The sequence below is a fragment of the Campylobacter lari subsp. lari genome (assembly GCF_013372185.1).
Lineage (GTDB): Bacteria > Campylobacterota > Campylobacteria > Campylobacterales > Campylobacteraceae > Campylobacter_D > Campylobacter_D lari.
Window position 1 is genome coordinate 1,175,331 of the sequence record NZ_CP053830.1, and the last position, 26,637, is coordinate 1,201,967.

At 28.0% G+C, this 26,637-nt stretch carries 27 protein-coding genes; 9 read left to right on the forward strand and 18 right to left on the reverse strand.

The annotated features are described in order from the left end of the window. Window positions 1–10: 10 nt before the first annotated feature. The 6 genes from cysK to waaF all read right to left on the reverse strand — a co-directional run bounded on the left by cysK (window position 11) and on the right by waaF (window position 4,991). Complete coding sequence (gene cysK / locus CLLT_RS06170; RefSeq protein WP_074692661.1) at window positions 11–913, reverse strand: cysteine synthase A; 903 nt, start codon at window positions 911–913, stop codon at window positions 11–13. A 95-nt stretch (window positions 914–1,008) separates the two neighbouring features. Further along, the gene (locus CLLT_RS06175; protein WP_012661929.1) at window positions 1,009–1,311 is read right to left on the reverse strand and encodes an HU family DNA-binding protein; all 303 of its coding nucleotides are present in this window, start codon (window positions 1,309–1,311) and stop codon (window positions 1,009–1,011) included. A gap of 91 nt (window positions 1,312–1,402) precedes the next feature. Next, window positions 1,403–2,347, reverse strand: coding sequence for a hypothetical protein (locus CLLT_RS06180; RefSeq protein WP_081352035.1), 945 nt, complete (start codon window positions 2,345–2,347; stop codon window positions 1,403–1,405). Between the two features lie 62 nt (window positions 2,348–2,409). Further along, the gene (locus CLLT_RS06185) at window positions 2,410–2,559 is read right to left on the reverse strand and encodes a hypothetical protein (RefSeq protein ID WP_159427735.1); all 150 of its coding nucleotides are present in this window, start codon (window positions 2,557–2,559) and stop codon (window positions 2,410–2,412) included. Between the two features lie 8 nt (window positions 2,560–2,567). After that, the gene (locus tag CLLT_RS06190) at window positions 2,568–4,070 is read right to left on the reverse strand and encodes an MBOAT family O-acyltransferase (protein WP_074692660.1); all 1,503 of its coding nucleotides are present in this window, start codon (window positions 4,068–4,070) and stop codon (window positions 2,568–2,570) included. After that, window positions 4,071–4,991 carry a lipopolysaccharide heptosyltransferase II gene (gene waaF / locus CLLT_RS06195; protein WP_074692658.1) on the reverse strand — a complete coding sequence of 307 codons (921 nt, stop codon included), beginning with the start codon at window positions 4,989–4,991 and terminating at the stop codon, window positions 4,071–4,073. Window positions 4,992–5,043: 52 nt separating this feature from the next. On the opposite strand from waaF, the gene CLLT_RS06200 reads away from it, so the two are divergent. Next, complete coding sequence (locus tag CLLT_RS06200) at window positions 5,044–5,850, forward strand: glycosyltransferase family 2 protein (RefSeq protein WP_115613998.1); 807 nt, start codon at window positions 5,044–5,046, stop codon at window positions 5,848–5,850. Here CLLT_RS06200 and CLLT_RS06205 read toward each other — a convergent pair. Genes CLLT_RS06205 through CLLT_RS06240 form a run of 8 tightly spaced genes read right to left on the reverse strand, consistent with a single transcriptional unit; the run spans window position 5,847 to window position 13,292 of the window. Next, entirely contained in the window at window positions 5,847–6,563 is a 717-nt protein-coding gene (locus CLLT_RS06205; RefSeq protein WP_074693089.1) for an acylneuraminate cytidylyltransferase family protein, read from the reverse strand. The two genes, CLLT_RS06200 and CLLT_RS06205, sit on opposite strands and share 4 nt — an antisense overlap. Then, a complete protein-coding gene (locus tag CLLT_RS06210; protein ID WP_074693088.1) occupies window positions 6,550–7,581 on the reverse strand; it encodes a nucleotidyltransferase family protein in 1,032 nt (343 codons plus the stop codon). The genes CLLT_RS06205 and CLLT_RS06210 overlap by 14 nt, the downstream gene beginning before the upstream one ends. Continuing rightward, the gene (gene neuC / locus CLLT_RS06215) at window positions 7,578–8,738 is read right to left on the reverse strand and encodes a UDP-N-acetylglucosamine 2-epimerase (protein ID WP_115613999.1); all 1,161 of its coding nucleotides are present in this window, start codon (window positions 8,736–8,738) and stop codon (window positions 7,578–7,580) included. Before neuC ends, CLLT_RS06210 begins: the two co-directional genes overlap by 4 nt. Continuing rightward, a complete protein-coding gene (gene neuB / locus CLLT_RS06220) occupies window positions 8,728–9,738 on the reverse strand; it encodes an N-acetylneuraminate synthase (protein WP_074693085.1) in 1,011 nt (336 codons plus the stop codon). Before neuB ends, neuC begins: the two co-directional genes overlap by 11 nt. Then, complete coding sequence (locus CLLT_RS06225) at window positions 9,725–10,846, reverse strand: N-acetyl sugar amidotransferase (protein WP_074693091.1); 1,122 nt, start codon at window positions 10,844–10,846, stop codon at window positions 9,725–9,727. The genes neuB and CLLT_RS06225 overlap by 14 nt, the downstream gene beginning before the upstream one ends. A gap of 2 nt (window positions 10,847–10,848) precedes the next feature. Next, window positions 10,849–11,412 carry a NeuD/PglB/VioB family sugar acetyltransferase gene (locus tag CLLT_RS06230; protein ID WP_074693083.1) on the reverse strand — a complete coding sequence of 188 codons (564 nt, stop codon included), beginning with the start codon at window positions 11,410–11,412 and terminating at the stop codon, window positions 10,849–10,851. Between the two features lie 7 nt (window positions 11,413–11,419). Beyond that, entirely contained in the window at window positions 11,420–12,430 is a 1,011-nt protein-coding gene (locus CLLT_RS06235) for an NAD-dependent 4,6-dehydratase LegB (RefSeq protein ID WP_074693082.1), read from the reverse strand. 10 nt (window positions 12,431–12,440) lie between these two features. Continuing rightward, window positions 12,441–13,292, reverse strand: coding sequence for an alpha-2,3-sialyltransferase (locus tag CLLT_RS06240; RefSeq protein WP_172461672.1), 852 nt, complete (start codon window positions 13,290–13,292; stop codon window positions 12,441–12,443). A 73-nt stretch (window positions 13,293–13,365) separates the two neighbouring features. Here CLLT_RS06240 and CLLT_RS06245 point away from each other — a divergent pair, with 73 nt between their 5' ends. The 3 genes from CLLT_RS06245 to CLLT_RS06255 are packed head-to-tail and all read left to right on the forward strand — an operon-like array spanning window position 13,366 to window position 16,409. Then, window positions 13,366–14,262 carry a polysaccharide pyruvyl transferase family protein gene (locus CLLT_RS06245; RefSeq protein WP_074693079.1) on the forward strand — a complete coding sequence of 299 codons (897 nt, stop codon included), beginning with the start codon at window positions 13,366–13,368 and terminating at the stop codon, window positions 14,260–14,262. A 1-nt stretch (window position 14,263) separates the two neighbouring features. Beyond that, window positions 14,264–15,223 carry a glycosyltransferase family 2 protein gene (locus CLLT_RS07975; RefSeq protein ID WP_074692804.1) on the forward strand — a complete coding sequence of 320 codons (960 nt, stop codon included), beginning with the start codon at window positions 14,264–14,266 and terminating at the stop codon, window positions 15,221–15,223. After that, window positions 15,204–16,409, forward strand: a complete 1,206-nt coding sequence (locus CLLT_RS06255; RefSeq protein ID WP_074692805.1) for a glycosyltransferase family 8 protein — start codon at window positions 15,204–15,206, stop codon at window positions 16,407–16,409. The genes CLLT_RS07975 and CLLT_RS06255 overlap by 20 nt, the downstream gene beginning before the upstream one ends. Here the strand turns inward: CLLT_RS06255 and CLLT_RS06260 are convergent. Genes CLLT_RS06260 through waaC form a run of 4 tightly spaced genes read right to left on the reverse strand, consistent with a single transcriptional unit; the run spans window position 16,398 to window position 20,894 of the window. Next, entirely contained in the window at window positions 16,398–17,453 is a 1,056-nt protein-coding gene (locus CLLT_RS06260) for a glycosyltransferase family 4 protein (RefSeq protein WP_074692807.1), read from the reverse strand. The two genes, CLLT_RS06255 and CLLT_RS06260, sit on opposite strands and share 12 nt — an antisense overlap. Further along, window positions 17,450–18,997, reverse strand: coding sequence for a glycosyltransferase family 2 protein (locus CLLT_RS06265; RefSeq protein WP_074692808.1), 1,548 nt, complete (start codon window positions 18,995–18,997; stop codon window positions 17,450–17,452). The genes CLLT_RS06260 and CLLT_RS06265 overlap by 4 nt, the downstream gene beginning before the upstream one ends. 8 nt (window positions 18,998–19,005) lie before the next feature. Continuing rightward, on the reverse strand, window positions 19,006–19,878 hold the full coding sequence (locus tag CLLT_RS06270) for a lipid A biosynthesis lauroyl acyltransferase (protein ID WP_074692810.1): 873 nt from the start codon (window positions 19,876–19,878) through the stop codon (window positions 19,006–19,008). Continuing rightward, a complete protein-coding gene (gene waaC / locus CLLT_RS06275) occupies window positions 19,875–20,894 on the reverse strand; it encodes a lipopolysaccharide heptosyltransferase I (RefSeq protein WP_074692812.1) in 1,020 nt (339 codons plus the stop codon). Before waaC ends, CLLT_RS06270 begins: the two co-directional genes overlap by 4 nt. A gap of 66 nt (window positions 20,895–20,960) precedes the next feature. On the opposite strand from waaC, the gene CLLT_RS06280 reads away from it, so the two are divergent. Genes CLLT_RS06280 through pglJ form a run of 5 tightly spaced genes read left to right on the forward strand, consistent with a single transcriptional unit; the run spans window position 20,961 to window position 26,636 of the window. Beyond that, on the forward strand, window positions 20,961–21,740 hold the full coding sequence (locus CLLT_RS06280; RefSeq protein ID WP_074692813.1) for a 3'-5' exonuclease: 780 nt from the start codon (window positions 20,961–20,963) through the stop codon (window positions 21,738–21,740). Between the two features lie 58 nt (window positions 21,741–21,798). Next, the gene (gene galE, locus CLLT_RS06285) at window positions 21,799–22,785 is read left to right on the forward strand and encodes a UDP-glucose 4-epimerase GalE (RefSeq protein ID WP_039626879.1); all 987 of its coding nucleotides are present in this window, start codon (window positions 21,799–21,801) and stop codon (window positions 22,783–22,785) included. Then, window positions 22,779–24,473: a BC-type lipopolysaccharide transporter PglK gene (gene pglK / locus CLLT_RS06290; RefSeq protein WP_074692904.1), complete on the forward strand. Its 1,695-nt coding sequence runs from the start codon at window positions 22,779–22,781 to the stop codon at window positions 24,471–24,473. The genes galE and pglK overlap by 7 nt, the downstream gene beginning before the upstream one ends. After that, complete coding sequence (gene pglH, locus CLLT_RS06295) at window positions 24,470–25,534, forward strand: GalNAc-alpha-(1->4)-GalNAc-alpha-(1->3)-diNAcBac-PP-undecaprenol alpha-1,4-N-acetyl-D-galactosaminyltransferase (protein ID WP_074692815.1); 1,065 nt, start codon at window positions 24,470–24,472, stop codon at window positions 25,532–25,534. The genes pglK and pglH overlap by 4 nt, the downstream gene beginning before the upstream one ends. A gap of 1 nt (window position 25,535) precedes the next feature. After that, window positions 25,536–26,636, forward strand: coding sequence for an N-acetylgalactosamine-N,N'-diacetylbacillosaminyl-diphospho-undecaprenol 4-alpha-N-acetylgalactosaminyltransferase (gene pglJ, locus CLLT_RS06300; RefSeq protein WP_074692822.1), 1,101 nt, complete (start codon window positions 25,536–25,538; stop codon window positions 26,634–26,636). The last annotated feature ends 1 nt before the right edge of the window (window position 26,637 follow it).

Below are 26,637 nucleotides of genomic sequence, written 5' to 3' on the forward strand. Positions count from 1 at the left end.
ATACTCCAAATTATAAATTTGCAAATAAATCAGTTGATAAATATCGCTCAGCTGTATCATTTAACATAGTTAAAACTTTTTTATCAGGGTTTTCTAAAGCAATTTTTCTAGCCATATAAACATTTGCACCACTTGAAATTCCTGCCATTATGCCATTTTTACCAAGTTCTAAAGTTGTATTTATAGCATCTTCATTGCTTACACAAACTATCTCATCTATGATTTTTTGATTTAAAATTTTTGGGATAAAATTTGCGCCTATACCTTGAATTTTATGGCTTGCAGCAGTATTTTGACTTAAAAGTGGCGAAGCTGCAGGCTCTAAAGCTATGATTTTAATATTAGGATTGTGTTCTTTTAAAATTTCTCCTACCCCGCTAATAGTCCCACCTGTGCCAAAACCTGCTAAAAAAATATCAAGATCAGGCAAAGCTTTTAAAATTTCTAAGGCAGTATTTTTTCTATGTGCGTTTTTGTTGTTGATATTTTCAAACTGACTTACCATAAATGAATTTGGAATTTCACTCAAAAGCTCATTGGCTCTATCAAGCGCTCCTTGCATGCCTTTGCTTGCTTGAGTAAGCTCTAACTTTGCACCAAAAAAACTCATCATTTTTCTACGCTCTATGCTCATAGACTCAGGCATTGCGATAATAAGCTTTAATTTTAAGCTTGCACAAATCATTGCTAAAGCTATGCCAGTATTTCCACTTGTGGCTTCTATAATGGTTGTTTCTTGATTGATTTTACCTTCACCTAAAGCTTGTTTTATCATCTCTACAGCTGCCCTATCTTTTATAGAATGACTTGGATTTAAATATTCACATTTTGCATAAAGATTTGGAGCAAATTCTGTTAAAGAAATAATCGGGGTATTACCTATACAATCTAAAATATTATTATAAACTGACATTGTTTTCCTTGTAATTTTTTAAAACAATATCAAAAGAAAATTAATACTTAATCTATGAAGAAAAACGCAAAAGTTAGAAACTTTTGCGCAAAAAATTATTTTTTAGCTTTTTTAGCAGTTTTAGCAGCAGCAACTGCATCTTTAAGGTTTTTACCTACTTTAAATTTAGCAACTTTAGTAGCAGGTACTTTGATAGTAGCGCCAGTACTTGGTACTCTAGCTTCTCTAGCAGCTCTTTCAGCTACAGAAAATGTACCAAAACCGATAAAGCTAATGCTATCACCTTTAGCTAATACATCAGTGATAGTAGCAATTACTGCATCAGTAGCTGCACCTGCGTCTTTTTTAGTTAGCCCAGCAGTTTGAGCAACTTGAGAAATAAAATCTGCTTTAGTCATAAAAAGCTCCTTGATTAAAAATGATTGTTAAGTTTAACACATTTATCAAGCTTTTGCAAGAGGTTTTCATGCAAAAAAGCTTTTCTTAGCACTATTTATCTAAAATACCGCTTGCTTTTATTTGTTCAATTAAAGGATTTAAATCATAATTTTTGATTTTTTCTTCCATGATTTTAAAATACTCATCCATATTTTCAGGCGTTAAAATATTTGTTTGGTTTTTAATAGCATCAAGTTGCATTGAATTCATATCTATATCATAATGAACTGGATCATTATAATTAGACAAATTATCCGCATAATCCAGATTATCAAATCCATAAATTTTTACATTTGGGTATTTATGCGTCGTTGCTATAAACCATTTTATTGTATTTATATAATTATACAAATACAATTTAGAATTCTGTTTAAAGTAATTAGAATATCCTCTCATCTTATAAAAGGCTCTAGAATATGTTGGAATTATAAAATTAAATTCCACATTTGGATATACTCTAACAACATCAACCAAATTATCATGGAAATATCTAAAATTATAAGATAAAGTCACATGATCTTTTTTATAAAACACTGTTTTATCAAAATCACTCTTTATTATACCAACCAAAGCCTCTCGTATATGACGATGTTGTATTCCATTAAACCACTTATGTAACCCGCCAAACAATTCTCTTTGATCATTTTTATAGCCCCACTTAACAAAATTTTCCATGTCTGATGATTTTCCTATACACTTACTTTTCAATGAGAATGTAAGCGCGCAAAGTATAAATCTAGTATTAATATAAATTTTAAAATCATTTAAATTTGAATTATCATATAAAAAATTAAAGTCATTAGTCATTCTACTTTGCATTTTTAGATTAATATTATATCCATCAAGAGAGTAAATAATACGTTTAATTTGTTTATTTTTTAATATATAATCTAAAATAATTTTTCTTTGATTAAAAGTACTTCCACCTATTGATAAATTAATAAATTGCCCTCCAAGTTTAGAAGATGCTTCAGAGGAAGATGTATTTTGCAGCATGGAACTACCTAAAATCAGAGAGTCAAATAAATTGTAATCTACAATACCCTTAGCACTAATAGTTAAATTATCATGATATGTTTTTTTCTAAACCAAGGTTCATGATAAAGTTGCAATGGATCATATACATAAAGTAAAACTCCTAAAAACAATATAAAAGGCAAAGGTATTAATAAAGAATAAATTACAAATTTTTTATACGATTTAAACATTTTTATCCTTAGAAATTAAAATAAATAAATTCAGTATAAGGAACTGCTCCTAAAGTTATCAAAGCTATATATAAAAAAAGCATGACTAATAAAGAATTTATATAACTAGCTTTAAAATTTTCAAGTTTTTCAATACTATTTTTAAACCCAATACATAAAATCATACAAATGATAATATAAATTAAAGTTTCATTACTACCACTAATTTGCACTAAAGATTCTTTCATTCTATGCCATTTTATAGGTAGTTCCACCCAAGTTAAACCAAACATAGCTTTTAAAAGATTTATAGCGCCTTGAAGATTTTCACTTCTAAAAAATATCCACGCAAGGTTAATAAAATTAAAAGTTACAAACCATGCAAATATCTTATATACATTATTTTCTTTAAATTTAGCATTTGGGATTATAAATGTATATATTCTATGAAGCACCATAGCAAGGCCATGTAAAATACCCCATATCACAAAGCCCCAACCAGCTCCATGCCATACTCCACTTACAAAAGCTACTATAAAAAGATTTCTCAAATTTATAATCTTAGAAACCCTATTACCACCTAAAGGTATATATAAATAATCTTTTAAAAATTTACCTAATGTTATATGCCATCTTCTCCAAAAATCACTTATATTTAATGCTTTATAAGGAGAATTAAAATTAATAGGGAGTTTTATACTAAAAAATAAAGCTATGCCTATAGCCATATCACAATATCCACTAAAATCAAAATAAAGTTGAAAAGTATAAGATAAAGAAGTTGCCCAAGCTTCAAAAATATTTAAAGTACCTCCATTTTCAACTATCTTAAACCCTGCATTAGCCCAAAGCGCAAAAGAATCAGCAATATATACTTTCTTAAATAAACCCATAGAAAATATAAATAATCCTTTAGCTATATTTTCCCAATTAATAAGAATAGAATTATTCCAAAGCATACTCTTAAATTGAGGCATCATTTCTTTATGATGTACTATTGGACCTGCTATAAGTTGAGGAAAAAATGTTATAAACAAAGCATAATCTAAAATATTTATTTTATATGTATTTTCACTTTTTAAACTTTCTATATTTGTTCTTTTATAACAATCTACTAAAAAAGCAATTTGTTGAAAAGTAAAAAAAGATATAGCTAAAGGTAGTAATATATGCGGCAAAGGAATATTAAAATCTAGTTGGACTATTTGAAAAAATACATTAAAATTTTCTAAAAGAAAATCAGTGTATTTAAAAAAAGCAAGTAAAGCTAAATTAAAAAACACACCACTATAAAATAACAATTTTACTTTTTTTCTATTAAGTAAAATTAAATTTGCAAGATAAAAATTCACACCCATAGAAAGCAATAAAATCAAAACATATTCAACCTTCCAAAAAGCATAAAAAAATAAACTTGCTAAGACTAAAAATAATTTTGCGCTTTGAATATAATTAAATTTTTTAAGCATATAAAATATAATTAAAACTATAGGTAAAAATATAAATATAAATTCATAAGAACTAAAAACCATTTATACTCCTGAAAAATTTCTTGCTAAATTTACTACCACTTCAGGCTTTAAATCTTTCATGCATTTGTGGTGTTTTAAAGGGCAGACCTTTTGCATACAAGGCATACAAGCTAAATTTAAATGTGCTATTTTAGCATTTTCTTGCCAAGGCGAGGTTTGACTAAATTTAGTAGAACCAAAAACAGCCACTGTTTTTACCCCATAAACTGCACCTATATGCATAGGACCACTATCGTTTGTGATGAGTAAATCAAGCATAGATATATTTTTACAAAGAGTAAAAATACTAGTTTTTCCACATAAATTCTTAGCTTTTATACCATCATTTAATAATAAATTTTCTATTTCATCGCAAATTTTTTTTTCACTTTCTACGCCAAAAATTAAAATTTTATGGGTATGGCTAAATTCTTTTGCAACCCTTGCAAAATAGCTTGCCTCCCATCTTTTCGCACTTCCAAAATGCGCACCTGGATTTATACCTAAAATTTTTTGAGTTGATTTTGCTTTTATAGGGAGTTTTAAAGAATTTGAAGCTACTTTAAAATTTAAAGCTTCTTCTATGAAATTTAAGTATTTTAAGACTTGGTGTTCTTCTTTTAGAATATTTTTATCAAAATAAAATCTTTTTTTTGCTTTGATTAGATTTAAAATAATCTTGCTTGAAAATGCCGAGCGAAACGAAAAAGCTAGATCAAATTTACCAAGGTTTTTTCTAGCTTTTAAAATTTGTTTATATCTTTGCTTTTTATTTTCTACTAAAATTTGAGCATTTTCAAAACGTTTAAAAAGCTCTGTGCTCACAAAAGAACCATAAAAAGTAAATTTAGCTTGGGGATATTTTTCTTTTATAGCATAAATAGCCGCACTAGCCATTACTGCATCGCCAAGCCAAGTGGGAAGGTTGATAAAAATATTCATGATTTTCCTTAAAAATAAAAGCTATAATTATATCAAAAAATAAAGAGCTAATATGAGTCAAATTTCCATCATACTACCAACTTATAATGTAGAAAAATATATTGCTAGAGCATTAGAAAGTTGTATAAATCAAACTTTTAAAGATATAGAAATCATTGTAGTAGATGATTGTGGCAATGATAAAAGTATAGATATAGCTAAAGAATATGCTAGCAAAGATAATAGAATAAAAATCATACATAATGAAGAGAATTTAGGAACCTTTGCTAGTAGAAATATAGGTGTATTAAATTCAAGTTCACCCTATATAATGTTTTTAGATCCTGATGATTATTTAGAGCTTAATGCTTGTGAGCTTGGGTTTGAAAAAATCAAAAATGTAGATATGGTAGTGTTTGATGCGTATGTACATAGGGTGAAATTTAAGAAATTTTATAGGTTTAAACAAGATGAGTTTTTTAGTAAAGATGATTTTTTGAAATTTTTACTTAAGCAAAAACATTTTTGTTGGAGTGTTTGGGCAAAAGTATATAGGAAAAATTTGATTTTAAAAAGTTTTGAATATGTTGATTTCAAAGAAAGGCTTTGCTATGGGGAGGATGTGCTTTTTAACTATATAAATTTTATGTTGAGTGAAAGTTTTTTTATATCAAAAGAATGTATATACCGCTATGAATTTAATGAAAATGGTAGATATGAAAACAAAAATAAAGAAATTTTATGGCAAAATTACGAGCATAAAAAGCAAAGTTTAAAACACATTAGAAAATTAGCTAATATTTTTTCATATAAGCATTTTAATGAAAAAATATTAGAAGTTTTAGAGAAAGAAATTTTAGGGTTAGAGAGTAGAATTTAAATATACTCACTTTTTAACAACAAACTAGCCATTTTAAAATCATAATCCGTATCAATATCTATAGAATAAATAGACTCCATTTTATAAGCAAAACTATTTGGCATAAAAAAACCTTTATACTGCATAAATTCTTTTATTTTTGCTATATAAATAGCACCATTAAGTCTGTAATATTTCTCTAAATCTTGCGAGCGTAAATTTTTAATCTCTGAAGGTAAAAATAAATCCATAGCACCATTTTCTGGTATGGTGTTGCTCCAAAGAGGAGAATGTTCACACTCACAAACACTAATTACAGAATTAGCTTTTTTCTTAAAAAATAAATCCAATGCCTCATCAATATGTTTATTATTTCTCAAAGGACTTGTAGGTTGCAACAAAACAATATGTTTAAAACTGATATTTTTATTAGCATAAAAATCAATAATATTTTTTATAACATCAAAAGAAGATGATGTATCATCTGATAAAGATCTATCTCTTAAATAAGGCACTTGCGCTCCATATTGCATTGCTATTCTTGCATATTCTTGAGAATCTGTGCTAACTATAACATTTTTTATATATTTAGACTTTAAAGCAGCTTCAATACTCCATGCAATTAAAGGCTTGTTTTTTAAAATTTTAATGTTTTTGTGAACAAGACGCTTACTTCCACTACGTGCAGGAATGATAGCCAAAATATTATTTAAACTATTCTTAATTGTTTGCATCAATAATCGCCTTTTCGTATTCTTCAAGCCTTCCTATATCAATCCAATAATCTTGCAATATATAAGAATTTATTTTTAATTTTTTATCCAACAATCGCTTAATCAAATTAGGCATATCCAAATACATATCTTTTTTAATATACTTTAAAACTTCTGGTTCTAGCACATAAATTCCAGCACTAACTAAAAATTTCTGCACAGGTTTTTCTTCTATATCTTTTATGTTTTTATTAGAAATTTTTACAACACCATAAGGAATTTGATGCTCAAATTCTCTAAGTACCACACTCATCACTGCTTTACTTTTTTTATGTTCTTGAACAAGTTGATCAAAATCAAGCTTAGTTAAAATATCTCCATTCATAACAATAAATGAATTTTTCATATCTTTTATCAAAGACAAAGCTCCAGCGGTACCAAGCTTTTGTTCTTCTTTAATATAAGAAATTTCAACACCCCAGCTTTTGCCTTCTTGAAAATAATCACAAATAACTTCTTTTTTATAATTTACACAAAATATAAATTTTTTGAAACCTTGCTCTTTGAAATTTAAAACAATATTTTCAAGTATGGGCTTTTTACCTATTTTTAACATAGGTTTTGGAGTATTTTTAGTAAGTTCACCCAATCTACTTCCAAGACCTCCAACCATTAGTACTACTTCATTTTCAAAACTTTTTTCTTTAAGAATTGAAGCGATGGATTTTATAGCTATGACTTCATTTTCACTATTTAAGACAGGAAAATCATAAATATCAGTTTGACTAGCTAATTTTAAAAGCTCTTCTTTGCTTGTATTTTCTTTAATAGTTAGCGAATTCTTAGTATAAATTGTTTCTATGCTATCTTCAAGCTTTTTGCCATTTAACAAAGCCCTTCTAATATTAGAATCACTAATTACACCTAAAAATTTATCATTTTCTACCACCAAAGCTATTCTAACACGCTCACTACCTATAATCTTTAAAGCTTCTTGTATGCTTGCATTTTTAGCAAGTTTTAATTTTTCAATACTCATTGCATATCCACAAATTTTTTATATAAAATTTTTTCCAAAGAAATATTTTTTAAAATATCCTTTATCATTAGACTTGTATTTTTACCTTCACACTCAAAAGGATTAATGAAATTTTCTAGCTTATCTTGATATTCTTTGGTATTAGCATACAAAAACGCTTGTTTTAAATGATAAATATCACAATTTATAATATTATCAGCAAAAATTCTTCCTTCTTGTCTGTTGCCTATATTAATACAAGGAATTCTTAAAAAAGGGCTTTCGCAAATTCCACTAGAGCTATTTCCTATAAGCATATTTACTATTTTCATTAAACTTAAGTATCTTTTAGAGCCCAAATTATCAAATAACTTTGCCTTATGAGATTGTTTTATACAATACTCATTTAAAAGCTCATTAATATATAAACCATTCTCATCAGCATTTGCTTTCGTAAAAATTAAAGTAGAATTTTCCAAACTATCTAAAAATTCAAGTAATAATTTTATTTCTTTTTTAACACTTGATTTTTGTATCGTTTGAGGATGATAAGTTATTAAATATATATTTTCATCAAATATCAAGTTCAATTCTTTTTGCAAATCTTCCTTGCTTAAAAAAATCATATTCTTGATATTTTCTCCACCTAAAGAACCTACTTTAAAAACTCTATCTTCACTTTCTCCAAGTTGTAAAATCCTATTTGCATAAGTTTGAGTGCTAACAAAATGCAAATGCGCCATTTTACTAATAGCATGCCTAATGCTATCATCAATAGCTCCCAAAGTAAGCTCTCCTCCGCAAAGATGTGCTAAGGGAATTTGCATAAGCAAACAAGTACTAGCACAAGAGAGCATTTCATATCTATCGCCCAATATCACTACAACATCAGGTTTTAATTCTTCAAAAGCTTCACAAAGTGAAATTTGCAAAAGCCCCATACTTTTACAAATACCTACACTATTATTACTATTAAGCAAAATGGGAATTTTTTTATCTATTTTAAATTCCTTTTCAATTTCTTGATAAGTAAAACCAAAATCTTGACTTAAATGAGCTGCTGTAACAATAAGCTGCAAAGTTAATTCATTATCTTGTTCAATGTATTTGCATAAATTTCTTAACAAATACCACTCAGCCCTAGTACCACTAATAACACAAATTTTTCTACTCATCAATTAACTCATCTTCAATATAATCTCTACTAGCAATTTTACCTAAATATTTATCATATTTCATAGCACAAATTCCATCCCCTGGTCGCTTTGTGGTAAGATTTTCTTCACTAAAACATTCGCCCTTTTTTATAACTTTTTTAGCTACAAGAGATTTTCTAGCAATGGCTTTGTTTTTACTTTCACTTTTGCTTGGAATTTTAACACCATCTCCAAAAGCTTGTTCTAACCCTCTTATAGCTTTCACCATAGCTTTTAATTCTTCAGGTTCTAAGGATGCTTGATGATCAGGCCCTTGCATACTTTTATCTAAAGTAAAGTGTTTTTCTATCACGCAAGCTCCCATAGCTACAGCTGCTATAGGTATAGTTATACCCAAAGTGTGATCAGAATATCCTACGGGCAAGCAAAAGGCTTTTTTTAAAGTTTGCATAGCCCTTAAATTTACATCTTCAAAAGGTGTGGGGTATTCAGTGTTACAATGTAAAATGATGATTTTATCTCTTTGAGTGCCATTTTGCACCAAAATATTTAAAGCTTTTTCAATCTCACCTAAAGTGGCCATTCCTGTCGATAAGATGATATTTTTATTAAAACTAGCAATTTTTTTCAAGTAAGGAAGGTTAGTTAATTCTCCACTTGGAATTTTAAAAATTTCTATATCAAATTTTATAAGTAAATCAATACTTTCTAAATCAAAAGCAGTGGAAAGAAATTTAATATTAAATTTTTTACAATGTTCTATTAAAATTTCATGATCTTGTTTGGAAAGTTCTAGTTTTTTAACCATATCAAGCTGGCTTTGATTTTCATCGGTAGCTTGGAGTTGATACTCTGCTTTTTTGGCATTTTTACTTATACAATTTTCAGCTACAAAAGTTTGAAATTTTACAAAATCAGCCCCAGCTTCACTAGCTACTTCTATAAGCTTTTTAGCTAAATTTATATCACCATTATGATTAACTCCAGCTTCTGCTATGATTAAGGTTTTATTGTATTTCATTTTTTAATTTATATTCTCCAAATTCATTCTTATAAAATAGCTCTTTATTATAATGCCTTTCTACTATACTCCAAAATTTAGATTTTGAAATACCTAAAAAATTACAAAAATCTTCTATACATTTATTATCCAAATTATGATCTTTTTGTTTTACTATTTTTACGGCTTCATCTCTGCTTAAAAGTCCATATCTTACAAATCTAGCCGCATAATCACTAGCCATAGCATGGCCAAATTTTGGGTATTTCATCCATGGATGAATTAAATAAGCAATACTATCAACTTGATCAAAATTTTCAGCACAATGCTTCCTGTCCCATTCTCCATTTAAATCACTAAACCCTCTATTTTTAGCAAAAACATAATTAGAATAAGAATTCCACTTAACAAAATAACTCAAGTATATAGGATGAAGATTACCTATATCGTCTTTTTGTGGTTCAAAAAACAATTGCAAATTCTCTTCCTTTATTTCATCATCTATAAATTCATTAATATCCAAATCACTCGCTACCCCATTTAAAAAAATACCACTTGCATCAGGAGTTTCGATGTTGTCATTCCCGCCATATTCATATGAAATATTTTCCCCATAGACAAGCAGAGGTGTGTTAAACTTCAAAGCCATAGCAAAAGGGTAAGAGTAGATTAATCTATCTATAAACCAGGTGGGTTTTCCATACTTTTCAAAGGTTTTCAGCATAACTTTTTTTTGAGTTTTTATATCAGGTTTTAAACTAATAAGATGACAACCAAATTCTTCAGAAATATTTTTTAAATTTTTCTTCCCAGCTTCAGTCATAGTAAAATTATCTTCTACACTAAATAAAATAGGATTCATTCCTAGTTTTTCTTTCATAATATGTACTTGAAAATGAGAATCTTTGCCCCCACTTACCGCAATAGCACAATCATACTCATACTTACCATTCATTCTTCTATATTTATCACAAAGTTTTTCTAATTCTTTAAACCTAGCTTCATAATCAATATTTTCTTTATTTTTATGATTTACACAAGCTGAACAAATATTTTTGCCATTTTTATCTTTACTAAATTTTATCCCTGGTCTCGTATCTGGCATTACGCAATAATCACAATATTTCATCATTATACTCCTTTCATATATACTATACTATCTTCGCCTAAAATACTACCATGTTTTAAATGAGTATTTGACCCTAAAAAACTATGCTGCTTTATCAAACAACCCCCATTAACAACACTAGCTGTACTAATATGACAAAAATTTTCAATTACGGTATCATGTTCAACCAATGCCTTTGAATTTATTATACAACCTTTACCTATCTTGACATTTGTATTTACCAAGGCATGATGCATTATTATACTTGCCTCATCAATAAAAGATCTTTTTGACACATGAGCAAGCGGCGAAATAATAGTTGGCAATCTAAAACCTATAGTTTTTAACTTATCATAAATTTGCACTCTCGGCAATGAAGTTTTAATTTGTCCAATACCAATTAAGGCATATTTATATTCTTTAAATAATTTTTTTAAATCATCATCATTCCCAAGCAATGGATAATACGCACTTTCTATATCATTATCCACAAAACCAGCAATTTCAAATTTACCTTCAAGCTCTATAACATCCATACATGCTCTTGCATGTCCTCCAGCTCCAATAATGATTATTTTTTCTTTCACAAAAATCCTAAATATTATAAATATCGCTTTTATATTTTTTTAAATTTAAAGGATTGCTAAACCATTCTATAGTTTGACTTAAGCCTTTTTCTATATCATATTGTGGTGAAAAGTTAGTAAGGCTTTTAATCTTGCTATTGTCACACCATAGCCTAAATACTTCACTATTTTCAGGCCTTATGCGTTCATTTTCTGTGATAAATTCTACATTTGATTTCATAAGTTTTTTAATGAGTTCTAAAGTATCTTTTATGCTTATTTCATAATTTGATCCTATATTTACCACTTCACCTATAGCCTTTTGACATTTAGCTAACTCTAAAAACCCTAAACAAGTATCTTTTACATAATTAAAATCTCTAGTAGGACTTACATCTCCAAGCTTTATTTGCTTAGCTCCATTTGCAATTTGAGTGATGATAGTTGGAATCACCGCTCTTGCACTTTGCCTTGGGCCATAGGTATTAAAAGGTCTTGCTATGGTCAGCGGGAGATTGAAAGCATTATAAAAACTCATTGCCATAGCATCAGCACCTATTTTACTTGCTGAATATGGACTTTGTGCTTGTAAAGGATGTTTTTCATCAATAGGTATATACAAAGCCGTGCCATAAACCTCACTTGTACTTGTGTGAATAATACGATTTACATTATTTTCTAATGCACTTTGGCAGATATTTAAAGTACCTTTTATATTAACATCTACATAACTATCTGGAGCAACGTAAGAAAAAGGTATGGCTATTAAAGCTGCTAAATGAAAGATAATTTCTACATCTTTAGTGATGTTTTTGCAAAAATGTGGATCTCTAATATCTCCACAAACTACTTCAATATCATTTAAACACTCTATATCTTCAAGCCAACCCCAATAATTAAAAGAATTATACTGACTCAAAGCTTTAATTTTATAGCCATAGAACAAGGAATCTTTGTCTTTACTTTGCGTATAAAGCATTTCAACTAAATGCGAACCTATAAAACCATCTGCACCTGTGACTAGTATATTTTTTTTCATAAATTAAATCTCATCTATAAAATTTACTTGATAAATAATGTTTTAATGCCCTAGGTGTTCTTAAAAATCCGTAAAAAAGATTTACAAAAGGATTTGCTTCTAAATATATTCTTTTATAACGTTTTCTTACACTTAAATTTGGAAGCAATGGTTTTTTAATAGCACCTTCTATACGTTCTGTAATATTATAAATAATTTTATTATTCAACTCAGATAGCATAATATATTTATTAATAGTGCTATTTGGACATACAGAAAATATTTTAGCATTGTACTCATTTTTTAGATAATTCAAAATCTGTATATCAAAGTTATAATTATGGATAAACTCGTTGTTAGGATCAATAACTTCTTGCCCATTTGAATACAAATACTTCTTATCACAAAAATCCATTCCAGCTAAATAAATTTCCTTATATCCACAAGCAACAGCACATGCTATAGCATAAGTGCCTGTTAACATTTCAATCCTATTTCCCAGGTAACACGAATCATAATCCAACTTTGCACTTAATTTTACAAGTCTACTAAAATATTCATCATAACCATTACTTGCCAAAGGAAAAAAATATTTAAAGTTTTCTCTAAATATCTTTTCTTTCCTATCTGCAAAATTATACATTTTGCAGATGATATTTTCTATATTGTACTCGTTAGAAAAAACCAATTGCTGCATTGTATGATATTCATCAAAAAAATGATGTGGTATATGAAATACAGCCTTTATATTTTTACCAAGATAATATTTTTCTTCATGATAAAACCTGTTTACCCTAAACACATCATACTCTATAGGTAATTTTGTATAATCAATATTTTTTAAACTAGGTCCATTACCAGCTACAACTACAGCATCTTTCATTATAAATATTCCTTTGGATATATTATTTTGATATAATTATAGCAAAAAATAAAAATTAAGGAAAAATGGGATTATGCCAAAAAACATTAAATTATTCTACTATACAAAGGAAGCAAATCTTGGAGACTTACTCAATGCACACTTTAATAATTTATTTTCAAATGTCATTATACAAGAAGAACAAAACATATATACTTGTGAATCTGTTTTTATTGGAAGCCTTATGCAATGTTTTTTTAGTAAAAAAACATTGCGTTTAAAAATAAAATATTTTTTAACTAGTTTATTTTACAAACCACTAATTATATGGGGTTCAGGCTTTCTAAAAGAAATTCCAAAACAATACATTGCAAAAAGAAGATTTGATATTAGAGCATTAAGAGGAAAAAAAACGCAACAATTATTAGAAACCCTATCGGGTAAAAAAATGCATAATGTTACACTGGGAGATCCTGGAATTCTTGCAGAACTACTTGTTGATAAAAAATATACAAAAATATATAAAGTAGGGATTGTACCACACTACGCCGAATTAACGCAAGATATATTTCAAAAGCTCGCTAATGCTATTCCAAAATCCATATTAATCAATCCACAAGATAATTGCCTGGATAATTTGAAAAAAATTTATCAATGTGAATGCATTCTTTCTTCAGCACTACACGGTCTAATTGTGGCCGATGAGATGAATATCCCTAATATAAGACTTATTGCTTCCGACCTTATAGCTGATACACAATTTAAATTTGAAGATTATTATTCTGCATATAATATCAATAGCCATTATTTTATTGATATCAGAAAAAAAAGCTTGCAAGAAATTCTAAATTTACTTACCAACAACAGAAAAAATGATATTTTTACTACAATCAACGAAAACAGATCGGTTTCTTACGAAAAAGTGCAAACAGTAAAATCAAATCTGTTAAAATCTTTTCCATATAAATCAGAACAAAAAATAAAGAGCTAATATGAGTCAAATTTCCATCATACTACCAACTTATAATGTAGAAAAATATATTGCTAGAGCATTAGAAAGTTGTATAAATCAAACTTTTAAAGATATAGAAATCATTGTAGTAGATGATTGTGGCAATGATAAAAGTATAGATATAGCTAAAGAATATGCTAGCAAAGATAATAGAATAAAAATCATACATAATGAAGAGAATTTAGGAACCTTTGCTAGTAGAAATATAGGTGTATTAAATTCAAGTTCACCCTATATAATGTTTTTAGATCCTGATGATTATTTAGAGCTTAATGCTTGTGAGCTTGGGTTTGAAAAAATCAAAAATGTAGATATAGTAGTGTTTAACTACAAAATAGAGCAAGAAAATAACACTTTGATAAATACCAATATTAAATTTAATAAACCGTTGATGGAAATTGATATTTTTTTATTACACTACTGTATATATAGCACAAAACACGAAATCATGCATTCTATGGTTAATAAAGTTTATAAGAAAAATCTTTATATTAATTCAATAAGTAATTATATATCAGTAAAAAAAAGAATACTCATGGGGGAAGATGTATTTACAAATTTCTTATATTTATTAAACTCTAAAAGCATTTATATAGAAAATCAAATTTTATACTGTTATTGTTTTAATCCAAATTCAGCTACAAAAGAAAATAAAAATAAAAATAAAATTTTAAACTTTATTGAAGATTTAACCTTTATAATATCTCAATTAAAAATCTTATTAAGAAGTTCAAAAAAAGAATTTAAAATTGCATTAAAAATTGCTATATATAATTTAGGTATCCATAAAATAGATTTAGCGTATAAATACACAAATAAAAATTTTTTCGAGAAATTTTTCCTTAAAATACAAAGAAAAAAAATTAAAATTAAAAAAAATATCCAAATAAAAAATGCTAAAAATATCCTAAAGGAAGCAAATGTATCACATTGTTTTTAGTGCAGATGAAAACTATATCAAATACACAGCTGTTTTGATTACAAGCATTATTAAAAATACAGATAAAAATAAATTTTATCAAGAAAACGAAATATATTATTTTCATATTTTAAGTAATGATATTAGCAATCATACTAAAAATAAACTTCAAAAATTAGAACAAGAACTTAATTTAACTTTCCCATGCAAAATACAAATTCACATTCAAGATGATGAAGATTTTAAACATTATCCCATCAGCGGAGCTGCTCATAGTAATTTCCTTACATACTATAGATTTAAAATAAGTTCTATATTAGATAGTAAGATAAACACTTGTTTATATTTAGATTCTGATATGCTATGTTTATGTGATATAAGAGAAATTTTTACTATTAACTTAGAAGGAAAAATAGCCGGTGTTGTAGGCGATCCTGGCTCCAAACGTGCAAAAATAAAATTTAAAGAAAATAATCAAAAACACACTTTGCATTTTGATGAAAATTATTTCAATGCAGGTTTTTTACTTATCAATCTAAAAGAGTGGAAAAAACACAATATAGAACAAAAATGTGAGGATTTAGCTAGCAAATGCTACTACATAAAAGCTGCTGATCAAGATTTACTTAACGCCACTATAAAACCGCAATATCAGTTAAAGCTTGATTTTTCGTATAATTTCAATATCATTACTCTTTTTTATGCTATATGTAAAGATGAGCAAGTAAATAGACTTAACTATACAAGAGATGAATTTACCAAAAGTGCAAAAACGCCTAAAATTTTACATTATGGAGAAAAACCTTGGAAATTTTTAAAATCATACACAGATTTGCGAGGTAAAAATATAAATGATTATTGGTGGCAAATAGCAGAAAAAACACCTATTTTTAATGAAGAATTGCTCGAACAAAAAGCAAACATTAAAGATCATTTGCTTTATAGTGCTTTGGGATTTGAGCTTTTAAAAGCTATAAAAAGTTTTAATTTTGCAAAAATATCATCTTTGATTCATAATACTAAAAAAGATGAGTATTTTTTAAAAGAACCACAAAAGATTAATGATGGTATTTTTGGACTTTGTTGTATGCTTGGAGAAAGTATTTTATATGCAAGAAAAAATCAAAAAAACACCTTCAGTGTTTTTTTAAAAGCTATCAAAATGCTCAAAAATTTTAAAAAATACGCAAACAAATCAAGAGTTTAATAACTCTTGCCATTTTTGTATAACTTTTTCTTTAGAGAAATTATGAGAAATATTTTCTTTTGCTCTTTGTCCCATTTGTTTTCTTAAATTTTCATCATCCATAAGCAAACAAAGCTTATTTGCAAATTCTTGCAAATCACCATCCTCGATTAAATATCCACTTTTACCATTTTCTATAATATCGCTAGGACCTGTATTAATATCAAAAGAAATCAAAGGAATTTTATAAGAACTAGCTTCAACTAAAACCATAGGAAATCCCTCCCATTTGCTTGTCATAACATAAATACTAGTGTTTAAATATTCTTTTTCTATATCTTTTGTAAAAGATTTTAATATGATTGAATTTTCAAGCTTATATTCTTTTATTTTATTTTCTATAGTATTTTTAAACTCACCTTCTCCAACTATAGTTAAAGTCCATTCTTTGTATTTTATATTTTCTTGCACAAGCTTCCAGATTTCAATAAGTCTTAAAAAACCTTTTTCATCATTTGCTGTCATACGACCTATACTTAAAATATTTTTTTGACTTAAAGTAGAATTTATATCAGACAAATAAGGTAAAAAATTTGGTATAACCCAAACATTTTTATGATATTTTCTCCACTGATCAATTTGCTTGGCCGATAACACCACTAAAGTATCAAAATAATTATTTTTAAATCGATATTTTTTAAAATGATTATGAATAAAATTAATATATTTTGTATTCTTATTTTTAAAGAAAGGAAAATGAGGACAATTATTAAAAATCATCACATCAATATCTTTATATCTTTGTTTTAACAAAAAACTCTCATAATGCTTATAATATAACTTATAAAATAATCTTTCTTTTTTTACATCAGCTCTTGATTTGCTATGCAAGTAATCTATTTTAATATTATCATTTAATTCATAAGCTACATCAACTCCTTGTTTATAAAAACTAAAAATTTTTACATCATATCCAAGCTCAAAAAGCGCATTTGCTAAATTTACGACAACCCTTTCAGCACCACCTCCTATAGTAATATCCCCAATAAGTAATAAAATTTTCATTTCCAAATCACTTTTTTATTTTTTATAGTTTCAAGATAAATTTGATGATTAATCTCAAGCATATTTTTGCTGTTTTCTTCATGGTAAATATGATAAGCTAGAGCATTAAATTTAAGCCTTTTAAATGCTCCGTCATTAAATAAAAATCTAGCTACAAACTCGCTATCTTCCCTGCCCCAGCCTATAAATTTTTCATTAAAACCTTCAATGGCTTCAAAATCACTTTTATAAAAGCTCATATTACAACCTCTTATGCCTTTAACAAGTTGTGATTTTTTAAAAAATTTCTTAGTTAATTTTGAAAATTTATATACACATTTAGCTAAAAAAATATTTCTTTGATTTTTAAAACCTTTTTTATCAAATGCCAAACTAAAATCATTTTTGCTTAAAAGTTCTTTACTTTCATTTTCATTTAAAATCACCCTAGAGCCTTGCAAAAACACTTTTCTTTGCGCAAATTTCAAATGATCATTAATGAAGTTTTTCTCTAAAATCATATCTCCATCTATAACGATTATATATTCGCTTTTAGAAGTTTTAATAGCTTTATTTCTAATCTCACTTAGTCTAAATCCCTCATCTTCTTGCCAAATATGCTCTAATTTACAAGGAAAATCTTTTTGATAAGCTTGTATAAGCTTAGCTGTATCTTCCCTGCTTCCATCATCAGCTATTAAAACCTCATCTGGTAAAGGCTCTAAGTTTTTAACGCTATCAAGCACCAAAGCAAGCCTTTCTTTTTGATTATAAGTCGTGATGATTAAAGCGCAAGTTTTTGGCTTTTGCTTTTTTAACTCATACAATTTCATATATTTAAAAAAAGCTCCAAGGCCATTGCAAGTACTTATGATAAAGCCTTTATAACCATAAAAAATTCCCTTTTTTAAAATATAATTTCTAAAAAAAGTCCAAGTTCCTCTTAGCAAAGCCTTGTAAATACTGCTTTCTTTATGTAAATTTTGTAAAGCCCAAAGTTTGGAGTATTTTTGAAGTTTATCTAGCAAACCATCTATATCATCAAATGCAAAATGCCTTAAACCATTTTGTAGCTTAATCTTTTTACTATCTTCATATAAAATCAAACTCTCATGCACTAAATTTTCATTAAAATTAGTATGGGTTTTATTAAACACCCGCATTACATGATCAGGCCACCATCCACAAGCTTTAATCCACTCTCCATTATATAAATTTTCTCTTGGTAAGGCTATAATATCTTCTTTATTAGGCTCAATTTGCCCTAATTCTTGTAAAAATTCTTTCTTAGCAAGCTCATCTGCGTCAATATTAAAAATCCAATCATTGCTAGCATAACTTATGGCTAAATTTTTCAAAGGTCCAAAACCTATAAATTTATGCTGATAAATCTTGATATTTTTATAATTTTTACTAAACTCATAAGCAATTTTTAAAGTATCATCATTGCTATCATTTTCTATCAAAACTATCTCGCCAAATTCTTGCAAAGATTCCAAGCAAGCTTTTAAAGTTTTTTGAGCATTTTTAACAATCATTATCACACTAATTTGCTTTAAATCCATTTTATGTCCTATAAATATAATTCATGATTATATCTTTTAAATCTCTTATGAAAGAAAAAATACTCATCAGGTTTAAATTTAATCATCTCTTCACAACACTTTGCTTGATACTTAGTAAGCTCTTCTATACTTGCCTTACTTGCATCTAAAGCCTTAAAAGTTTTTACAAAAAATTTCTCATCTTTTTGATACACAAAACAAGGTAAAATCATCGCTTGTGCTTTTTTAGCAAGCACACTCGCACCTGCTATGAAATTTACCTCTTGGTTAAAATATTGTATTTTTATACTTTCACTATCCACTGCATCTTGATCGGTTAAAATTCCAAGCGATCTACCTTCTTTTAAGGCTTTTAGCATTTTTCTAAGCCCGCCCTTTTTTTCTATAAGCTCTATATTAAATTGCGTGCGATTTTTACTTAAAATTTTATCCATTATCACGCTATCAAGTGCTCTTCCAACTATGGAAATTCCTTGAAATTTAGCTCCAAAAGACAAAGCCAAAAGCTCCCAGTTACCATAATGAGCCGTAGTTACAATCAAGGGTCTTTTACTTTGCATTATATTTAAAATTTGCTCCTCATCATCAAAGCAAATTTTATCGATAATTTCTTCTTTGCTTGCATTTTGATTTTTGATAAAATCAATCCCAAATTTAGCAAAATTTTTATAGATATTAAGACTAGTTTCATCACGCCATTTTTGATCTTTTTCAGGAAAGCAAATTTTTAAGTTTATGTCAATGATTTTGCGGTGTTTGTGATTTAACTTATAAGTGATTAAAGCAACCAAATTTGCAAAAGAATTTAAAAGTTTTACAGGTAAAATCTTCACAAGGGCTTTTAATATATAAAAAAGGCTTAGATATACATAATTTATCATTTTTCTAAAAGCTCACAAGCTAGTTTAAAAATATCTTTTTCATCGATATTTTGTATGCAAAAATCACTTTTATCTATATGTTTTGAATGCAGTATTTTTTTACCTGCATTGATTGTTTTGTTGATATTTGTTTCATAAGTATTTCTTTGGCTAGGAGTAGCACCAAAAATCGTTATAGAAGGCTTGTTTAATGCAAAGGCTAAATGAGTAGGCCCGCTATCATTTCCGATAATTAAATCACTTGTCTTAGTTAAAGCACAAAGCTCACTTAAGCTTAATTTTGGCGCAAGTTCTATTTTTAAATGTTTTAAATTTAAAACTATATCTTTAGCAAAATTAAACTCATTAACATTGCCCCAACCAAGCATGATTTTTGCACTAGTAAAATACTCCAAAAGCATTCTACAAAGTAGTATCAAACGCTCTTTTGGGTAAATTTTATTAGGCATAGATGAGCCTACATGTATGAGTATATTTGGCGCACTTTCACTTAAAGAAAGTCTTTGTTCTAAGCTTTCTTTTAACTCATCATCTACACTAAAACAACTTTGTTTTAACTCTATATCACTATGATCAAAATGCTCATTTAACACATAAGCCACCAAAGAAAGATTACGCACGATAATATTTTCTTCATAATTACACGCAAATTTATGCGTATAAAAATTGCTCGCAAAACCCTCTTTGATACTTTCTTGATCAAAACCAAAAGTATTAGCACATAAAAATTTACTCACTAAAGCAGATTTAATCAAACCTTGCAAGTCAATCACAACATCATATTTATTTTGCCTAGCTTCAAAAAGCATAGCAAAAACTTCTTTGAATTTTCTATCTTTTAAAGGCAGGGCATATACTTCATTAATCATTGGATGATCTTGCAATAATCCTGCAAATCTTGCATCTACAAACCAATCAATACTCGCCTTAGGATAATGCTTTTTAATAAATTGCAAAACAATCACCGCATGGATGATATCTCCAAGTGCGGATAACTTAACCAAACCTATTTTCATATGCTACTTTATTTTTAAATTTTCTGTTATGATTTTAACAAAGATTTTTTTAAAAAAAGGTTTATCATGCAAGAATATATTTGCGTTTTTGATTGTGAGAGCATTCCTGATGTAGAATTGATAAAACATCTTTATGATTTTAATGGCGATGATTTAAGCATTAGCAAGCAAGCTTTAGAAAGACAAAAAGAAGAAAGCGGAAGTGAATTTTTACCCTTGCCTTTTCATAAAGTTGTAAGTATTTGTGCAGTGATTGCAGATAAATTTGGAAATTTCATCAAAGTCAATAAAATCAAAGGCGAAAATGAAAAACAAATGTTAGAAGAATTTTTTAACTTCATAGATAAACACCAACCCCGCCTTGTAAGTTTTAATGGCAAAAGCTATGACATGCCTTTGCTTGTTATAAGAGCATTAAAATACAATATCAACGCAAGTGCTTATTTAGATGCAAGCGATAAATGGAATAACTACAAAAGCAAATATGCAGAAAATAAACATTGTGATTTATTAGAATCTTTAGGAAGTTTTGGTCAAAAAGGCTTAAAACTTGACACACTTTGTGTTATGGCAGGACTTCCTGGAAAATATGATGTGCATGGAAATGAAGTATTAGAACTTTTTTATCAAAACAAGCTAGAAAAAATTCACGAATACTGCGAAAGTGATGTGTTAAACACCTATATGCTATTTTTAAAATACGAACTCATCAAAGCTAATTTAACCCAAGAAGATTATCTTAATATTTTAGAAAATTTCAAAGAAGAGCTTTTGCAAAAACATGGTGATAAAAGCTATCAAAAGCCATTTTTAGAGGCCATAGAAAAAGAAAAGAGTAAGTTTTAAATTAATTAAGAAAAGTATATTAAAATAACTATTATTAAATATCACAAAAAGGATAAAAATGAAAATTTTAATCACCGGTGGCGCAGGATACATAGGCTCTCATACTTTAAAACAATTTTTAGAAACAAATCATGAAATTTGTGTATTAGATAATCTTTCAAAAGGTAGCAAAAAAAGTTTAGATGAACTTTCTAAAATCAGACCTTTTAAGTTTTTTGAGCAAGATTTAAGCGATTATGCTGGGATTAAAAAACTTTTCAAAGAAGAAAAATTTGATGCAATTGTGCATTTTGCAGCTAGCATTGAAGTTCCTGAAAGTATGGAAAATCCTTTAAAATACTATATGAACAATACCGCAAACACAAGTAATCTAATCCAAACTTGTTTAGAAACAGGTGTGAAAAAATTCATTTTTTCTTCAACCGCAGCGACTTATGGAGAACCACAAACTCCTATCGTAGATGAACAAAGTCCATTAGCACCGATTAATCCTTATGGACAAAGCAAGCTTATGAGTGAAAAAGTCCTACAAGATGCTAATATGGCAAATCCTGAATTTAAATACTGCATTTTAAGATACTTCAATGTAGCAGGTGCTTGCATGAGTTATCCTATAGGTCAACGCTATCCAAAAGCTACTTTACTTATCAAGGTTGCTGCTGAAGTAGCCACAGGAAAAAGAGAAAAGCTTTATATTTTTGGCGATGATTATAATACTAAAGATGGCACTTGTATTAGAGATTTTATCCATGTTGATGATATTTCAAGTGCGCATTTAGCTGCTTTAGAATACTTAGAAAACAATGAAAGCAATATTTTCAATGTAGGCTATGGACATGGCTTTAGCGTAAAAGAAGTTATTGAAACCATGAAAAAAGTAAGCGGGGTGGATTTCACAGTAGAACTTGCACCAAAAAGAGCTGGGGATCCTTCTGTGCTTATTTCAAATGCTGATAAAATCAAAACTCTAACTAATTGGAAACCAAAATATGATGATTTAGAATTAATCTGCAAAAGTGCTTATGAGTGGGAAAAACAGTGTTAAAAAAACTTTTTTTTATACTCAATGCTCATGATAAGAAATTTTTATTTGCTTTGCTAGTTTTTTCTATTTTCATAGGATTTATAGAAAGCTTTGCTATTTCTTTAATCATGCCTTTTGTATCGGTAGCGAGTAATTTTGAGCTTTTAGAAAAAAGCTCCTATTTTCAACCTATATATGAGTATTTAAATTTACCAAGTTATAAGATTATTGCTTATTTTGGCTGTATATTAATCGCCTTTTATATTTTTAGAGCCTTTTTAAATGCCTTTTATTTTCATTTGCTTGCGCGTTTTTCTAAAGGGCGCTATCACAGCCTTGCTTGTCGTATTTTTGATAAATACTTACATCTTGAATATGAAAATTTTACTAATAAAAATCAATCAGAACTTTTAAAAACTATCACGCAAGAAGTATTTCACTTAAGTACTTTAATTAGTGCGTTTTTACTTATGCTAAGTGAAAGCTTTGTGGTGTTTTTGCTTTATACTTTATTGCTAATTATCAACTATAAAATCACCCTAGCTTTAAGTGCTTTTTTACTTTTAAATGCTTTTATTTTGATCAAAATTCTCTCACCCTTGGTAAAAAAAGCTTCCATAGCTAGAGAAGAGGCGATGAAAAATTATTTTGAAATTTTAAATGCAAATTTAAACAATCTTAAAATCATCAAACTCAAAACCAAAGAACAAAGTACACAAAAACTTTATGAAATCCAAAGTGGGCTTTTTGCCAAAGCAAACATTAGTAATGAAAGCATGTCAAGCATTCCTAGAATTTACCTTGAAGGTATAGGTTTTTGTATGCTTTGTTTTATTGTAGTGTATTTAGTTTTAAGATATGAAAGTGATATTTCATCTATCTTAGCAACTATTACTATTTTTGTGGTGGCTCTTTATAGGCTTATGCCAAGTGCTAATCGTATCATCACAAGTTATAATGAGATCACCTACTATAAAAATTCTTTAGATATTATTTATAATATGCTTAATGAAAAAGAAGAAAAACTAGGCGATGAAAACATTGAATTTAAAGAAAAAATCGTTTTGAAAAATCTTTTCTTTGCTTATAAGGGTAAGAAAAACTTATTTAAAAATTTAAGTTTTGAACTTAAGAAAAATGAAAAAATCGCTTTTATAGGTAAAAGTGGAAGTGGTAAAAGTACTTTAGTTGATCTTATCATAGGGCTTTTAAAACCAAGTGATGGAGCTATTTTTGTAGATGGAATTAAGCTTGATAAGAGCAATATAAAAAGTTTTAGAAGTAAAATTGGCTATATACCTCAACAAATTTATCTTTTTAATGATTCTATTGCTAAAAATATTAGCTTTGGAGAAGAAGTAGATGAAGCGCTTTTACATAAGGTAATCAAGCAGGCTAATCTTGAAAGCTTTGTAAATTCACTTGAAGATGGAGTGCATACTAAAGTGGGTGATTCAGGTTCGTTTTTAAGTGGAGGCCAAAGACAAAGAATAGCCATAGCAAGAGCGCTTTATCAACAACCTGAAATTTTAGTTTTAGATGAAGCAACTAGTGCTCTTGATCAAGAAAGTGAAGCAAAAATCATGGAAGAAATCTATAAAATTTCAAAAGATAAAACCCTCATCATCATAGCTCATAGACTCTCAACTATACAAGGTTGTGATAGAGTATTTGAAGTAAAACATGGGCATTTAAAGGAACAAGTATGAAAATCACTTTCATCATAGCTACTTTAAATTCAGGTGGTGCTGAAAGGGTGCTAGTAACTTTAGCTAATGAACTTTGCAAAAATCATGAAATAAATATTATCAAATTTCATAAAGAAGACTCATTTTATAAGCTTGATCCAAAAATCAAACTTTTTACCTTAGAGCAATTTGACTTTTCCACTCTTTATAATAAAATAGCCTCACGCATTAAAAAATTCAAAGCTTTAAAAAAAGCACTCAAAGACCATGAAAGCGATGTTTTTATCTCATTTTTAGATACAACAAATATCGCTTGTATTTGGGCAAATAAAGGCTCAAATACACCTTTAATCATCAGCGAGCATAGCTCTTATACTTATTTAAAATCTAAAATTTGGAAATTTTTACGCCGTATAAGTTTTCCTCATGCAAATGCTCTAACCGTGCTTAGCAATGATGATAAAAAATATTATGAAAACTTTGTTAAAAAAGTTGTCAATATGCCAAATCCTTGTCATTTTAGCCTCGTTAAAGAAAATTTAGAAAAAGAAAACAATGTCATTTTTGTAGGAAGACTTGATCACAATAAAAATGCTTCCATGTTTTTAAAAGCCATCGCAAGATTAGATACAAATTTACAAAATCAATATAATTTTTTCATAGCAGGCGATGGAGAATTAAGACAAGATTTAGAACAAGAAGCTAAGAATTTAAATATCAAGGTTAATTTTTTAGGTAAAGTCGAAAATATACAAGAACTTTATAAAAAAGCAAAAATACTTTGTCTTTGCTCTTTCATAGAAGGCTTGCCAACGGTTTTGCTTGAAAGTTTATATTATCAAGTAGCGCGCATTAGCACTAAATACACAAGCGGTCATAAAGATTTAATTGATGATGGAAAAGATGGCTTTTTAGTGGATTTAGATGATGAAAAGGCTTTAAGCGAAAAACTCACCCTTTTAATGCAAGATGAAAATTTAAGAAAAACACTAGCACTTAATGCACAGCAACGATGTAAAGATTATGAAGTGGCCAATGTAGCACAAAAATGGCTTGATTTGATCAAAGAAGTAAGGGTTTAACATGAAAAAACTAGCAATTTTTATTTATTCTTTAGGCAGTGGTGGCGCTGAAAGGGTTGTTTCTACTTTACTTCCTATGCTAAATTTAAAATATGAAGTGCATTTGATTTTAATGAATGATAAAATATCATATGATATTCCTGAAGTGAATATCCACTATCTTGAAAAATCAAGCCCAAGTGAGAGCAATTTAGCTAAATTTTTAAAATTACCTTTGCTTGCTTTAAAATACAAAAAACTATGTGAAAATTTAGGCATTAATTTGCAATTTGTATTATTAAATAGACCTAATTATATAGCTTTAATGGCTAAAATACTTGGCTTAAAATCTACTTTGATTATCAATGAATGTACAACACCAAGTGTTATTTATAAGCATAATAATTTAAATTCTTTCATCAATAAATTTTTGATTAAAAACTTATACAATAAAGCAGATTTAATCTTAGCAAATTCTATAGGAAACAAAGAAGATTTAATACAAAATTTCAACATAGAAGCCAATAAATGCGATATCTTATATAATGCCATAGATTTAGAAAGTATTAGTGAAAAATCTAAAGAAGAAATATCTTTTAAAGATCCTTTTATACTAAGTGTTGGTAGGCTTGATCATGGGAAAAATCATATCATGCTTATAAAAGCTTATGCAAAAGTTAAAACTGATTTAAAATTAGTCATTTTAGGAGAAGGTATTTTAAAAAATGAGCTTTTAAATTTGATTGAAGAATTAAATTTAAAAAATAAAGTTTTCTTACTTGGATTTGATAATAATCCTTACAAATACATGAGCAAATGTGATTTTTTTGCTTTTGCTTCGAGTTTTGAAGGCTTTTCAAATGTTTTAATTGAATGCTTAGCTTGTAAAACAGCTGTGCTTTGCACTGATCATAAAAGTGGTGCAAGGGAATTATTTTTAGATGATGAGTTTGGACTTTTAGTAAAAGTAGATGATGAAAAAGCCATGCAAGAAGGCTTAGAAAAAATGTGCAATGATGAGTCTTTAAAAGCTACATATAGACAAAAGGCTTTTTTGCGCGCAAAAGAATTTGATAAAATTAGCATAGCAAAGCAATTATTTGAATTTTTCAACAAGGCATAAA

What these genes read in the sequence shown, in the direction of transcription:
- cysK (WP_074692661.1), bottom strand. Translation starts at nt 913, where the DNA reads ATGTCAGTTTATAATAATATTTTAGATTGTATAGGTAATACCCCGATT.
- CLLT_RS06175 (WP_012661929.1), bottom strand. Translation starts at nt 1,311, where the DNA reads ATGACTAAAGCAGATTTTATTTCTCAAGTTGCTCAAACTGCTGGGCTA.
- CLLT_RS06180 (WP_081352035.1), bottom strand. Translation starts at nt 2,347, where the DNA reads ATGCTGCAAAATACATCTTCCTCTGAAGCATCTTCTAAACTTGGAGGG.
- CLLT_RS06185 (WP_159427735.1), bottom strand. Translation starts at nt 2,559, where the DNA reads ATGTTTAAATCGTATAAAAAATTTGTAATTTATTCTTTATTAATACCT.
- CLLT_RS06190 (WP_074692660.1), bottom strand. Translation starts at nt 4,070, where the DNA reads ATGGTTTTTAGTTCTTATGAATTTATATTTATATTTTTACCTATAGTT.
- waaF (WP_074692658.1), bottom strand. Translation starts at nt 4,991, where the DNA reads ATGAATATTTTTATCAACCTTCCCACTTGGCTTGGCGATGCAGTAATG.
- CLLT_RS06200 (WP_115613998.1), top strand. Translation starts at nt 5,044, where the DNA reads ATGAGTCAAATTTCCATCATACTACCAACTTATAATGTAGAAAAATAT.
- CLLT_RS06205 (WP_074693089.1), bottom strand. Translation starts at nt 6,563, where the DNA reads ATGCAAACAATTAAGAATAGTTTAAATAATATTTTGGCTATCATTCCT.
- CLLT_RS06210 (WP_074693088.1), bottom strand. Translation starts at nt 7,581, where the DNA reads ATGAGTATTGAAAAATTAAAACTTGCTAAAAATGCAAGCATACAAGAA.
- neuB (WP_074693085.1), bottom strand. Translation starts at nt 9,738, where the DNA reads ATGAAATACAATAAAACCTTAATCATAGCAGAAGCTGGAGTTAATCAT.
- CLLT_RS06225 (WP_074693091.1), bottom strand. Translation starts at nt 10,846, where the DNA reads ATGAAATATTGTGATTATTGCGTAATGCCAGATACGAGACCAGGGATA.
- CLLT_RS06235 (WP_074693082.1), bottom strand. Translation starts at nt 12,430, where the DNA reads ATGAAAAAAAATATACTAGTCACAGGTGCAGATGGTTTTATAGGTTCG.
- CLLT_RS06240 (WP_172461672.1), bottom strand. Translation starts at nt 13,292, where the DNA reads ATGAAAGATGCTGTAGTTGTAGCTGGTAATGGACCTAGTTTAAAAAAT.
- CLLT_RS06245 (WP_074693079.1), top strand. Translation starts at nt 13,366, where the DNA reads ATGCCAAAAAACATTAAATTATTCTACTATACAAAGGAAGCAAATCTT.
- CLLT_RS07975 (WP_074692804.1), top strand. Translation starts at nt 14,264, where the DNA reads ATGAGTCAAATTTCCATCATACTACCAACTTATAATGTAGAAAAATAT.
- CLLT_RS06255 (WP_074692805.1), top strand. Translation starts at nt 15,204, where the DNA reads ATGTATCACATTGTTTTTAGTGCAGATGAAAACTATATCAAATACACA.
- CLLT_RS06260 (WP_074692807.1), bottom strand. Translation starts at nt 17,453, where the DNA reads ATGAAAATTTTATTACTTATTGGGGATATTACTATAGGAGGTGGTGCT.
- CLLT_RS06265 (WP_074692808.1), bottom strand. Translation starts at nt 18,997, where the DNA reads ATGGATTTAAAGCAAATTAGTGTGATAATGATTGTTAAAAATGCTCAA.
- CLLT_RS06270 (WP_074692810.1), bottom strand. Translation starts at nt 19,878, where the DNA reads ATGATAAATTATGTATATCTAAGCCTTTTTTATATATTAAAAGCCCTT.
- waaC (WP_074692812.1), bottom strand. Translation starts at nt 20,894, where the DNA reads ATGAAAATAGGTTTGGTTAAGTTATCCGCACTTGGAGATATCATCCAT.
- CLLT_RS06280 (WP_074692813.1), top strand. Translation starts at nt 20,961, where the DNA reads ATGCAAGAATATATTTGCGTTTTTGATTGTGAGAGCATTCCTGATGTA.
- galE (WP_039626879.1), top strand. Translation starts at nt 21,799, where the DNA reads ATGAAAATTTTAATCACCGGTGGCGCAGGATACATAGGCTCTCATACT.
- pglH (WP_074692815.1), top strand. Translation starts at nt 24,470, where the DNA reads ATGAAAATCACTTTCATCATAGCTACTTTAAATTCAGGTGGTGCTGAA.
- pglJ (WP_074692822.1), top strand. Translation starts at nt 25,536, where the DNA reads ATGAAAAAACTAGCAATTTTTATTTATTCTTTAGGCAGTGGTGGCGCT.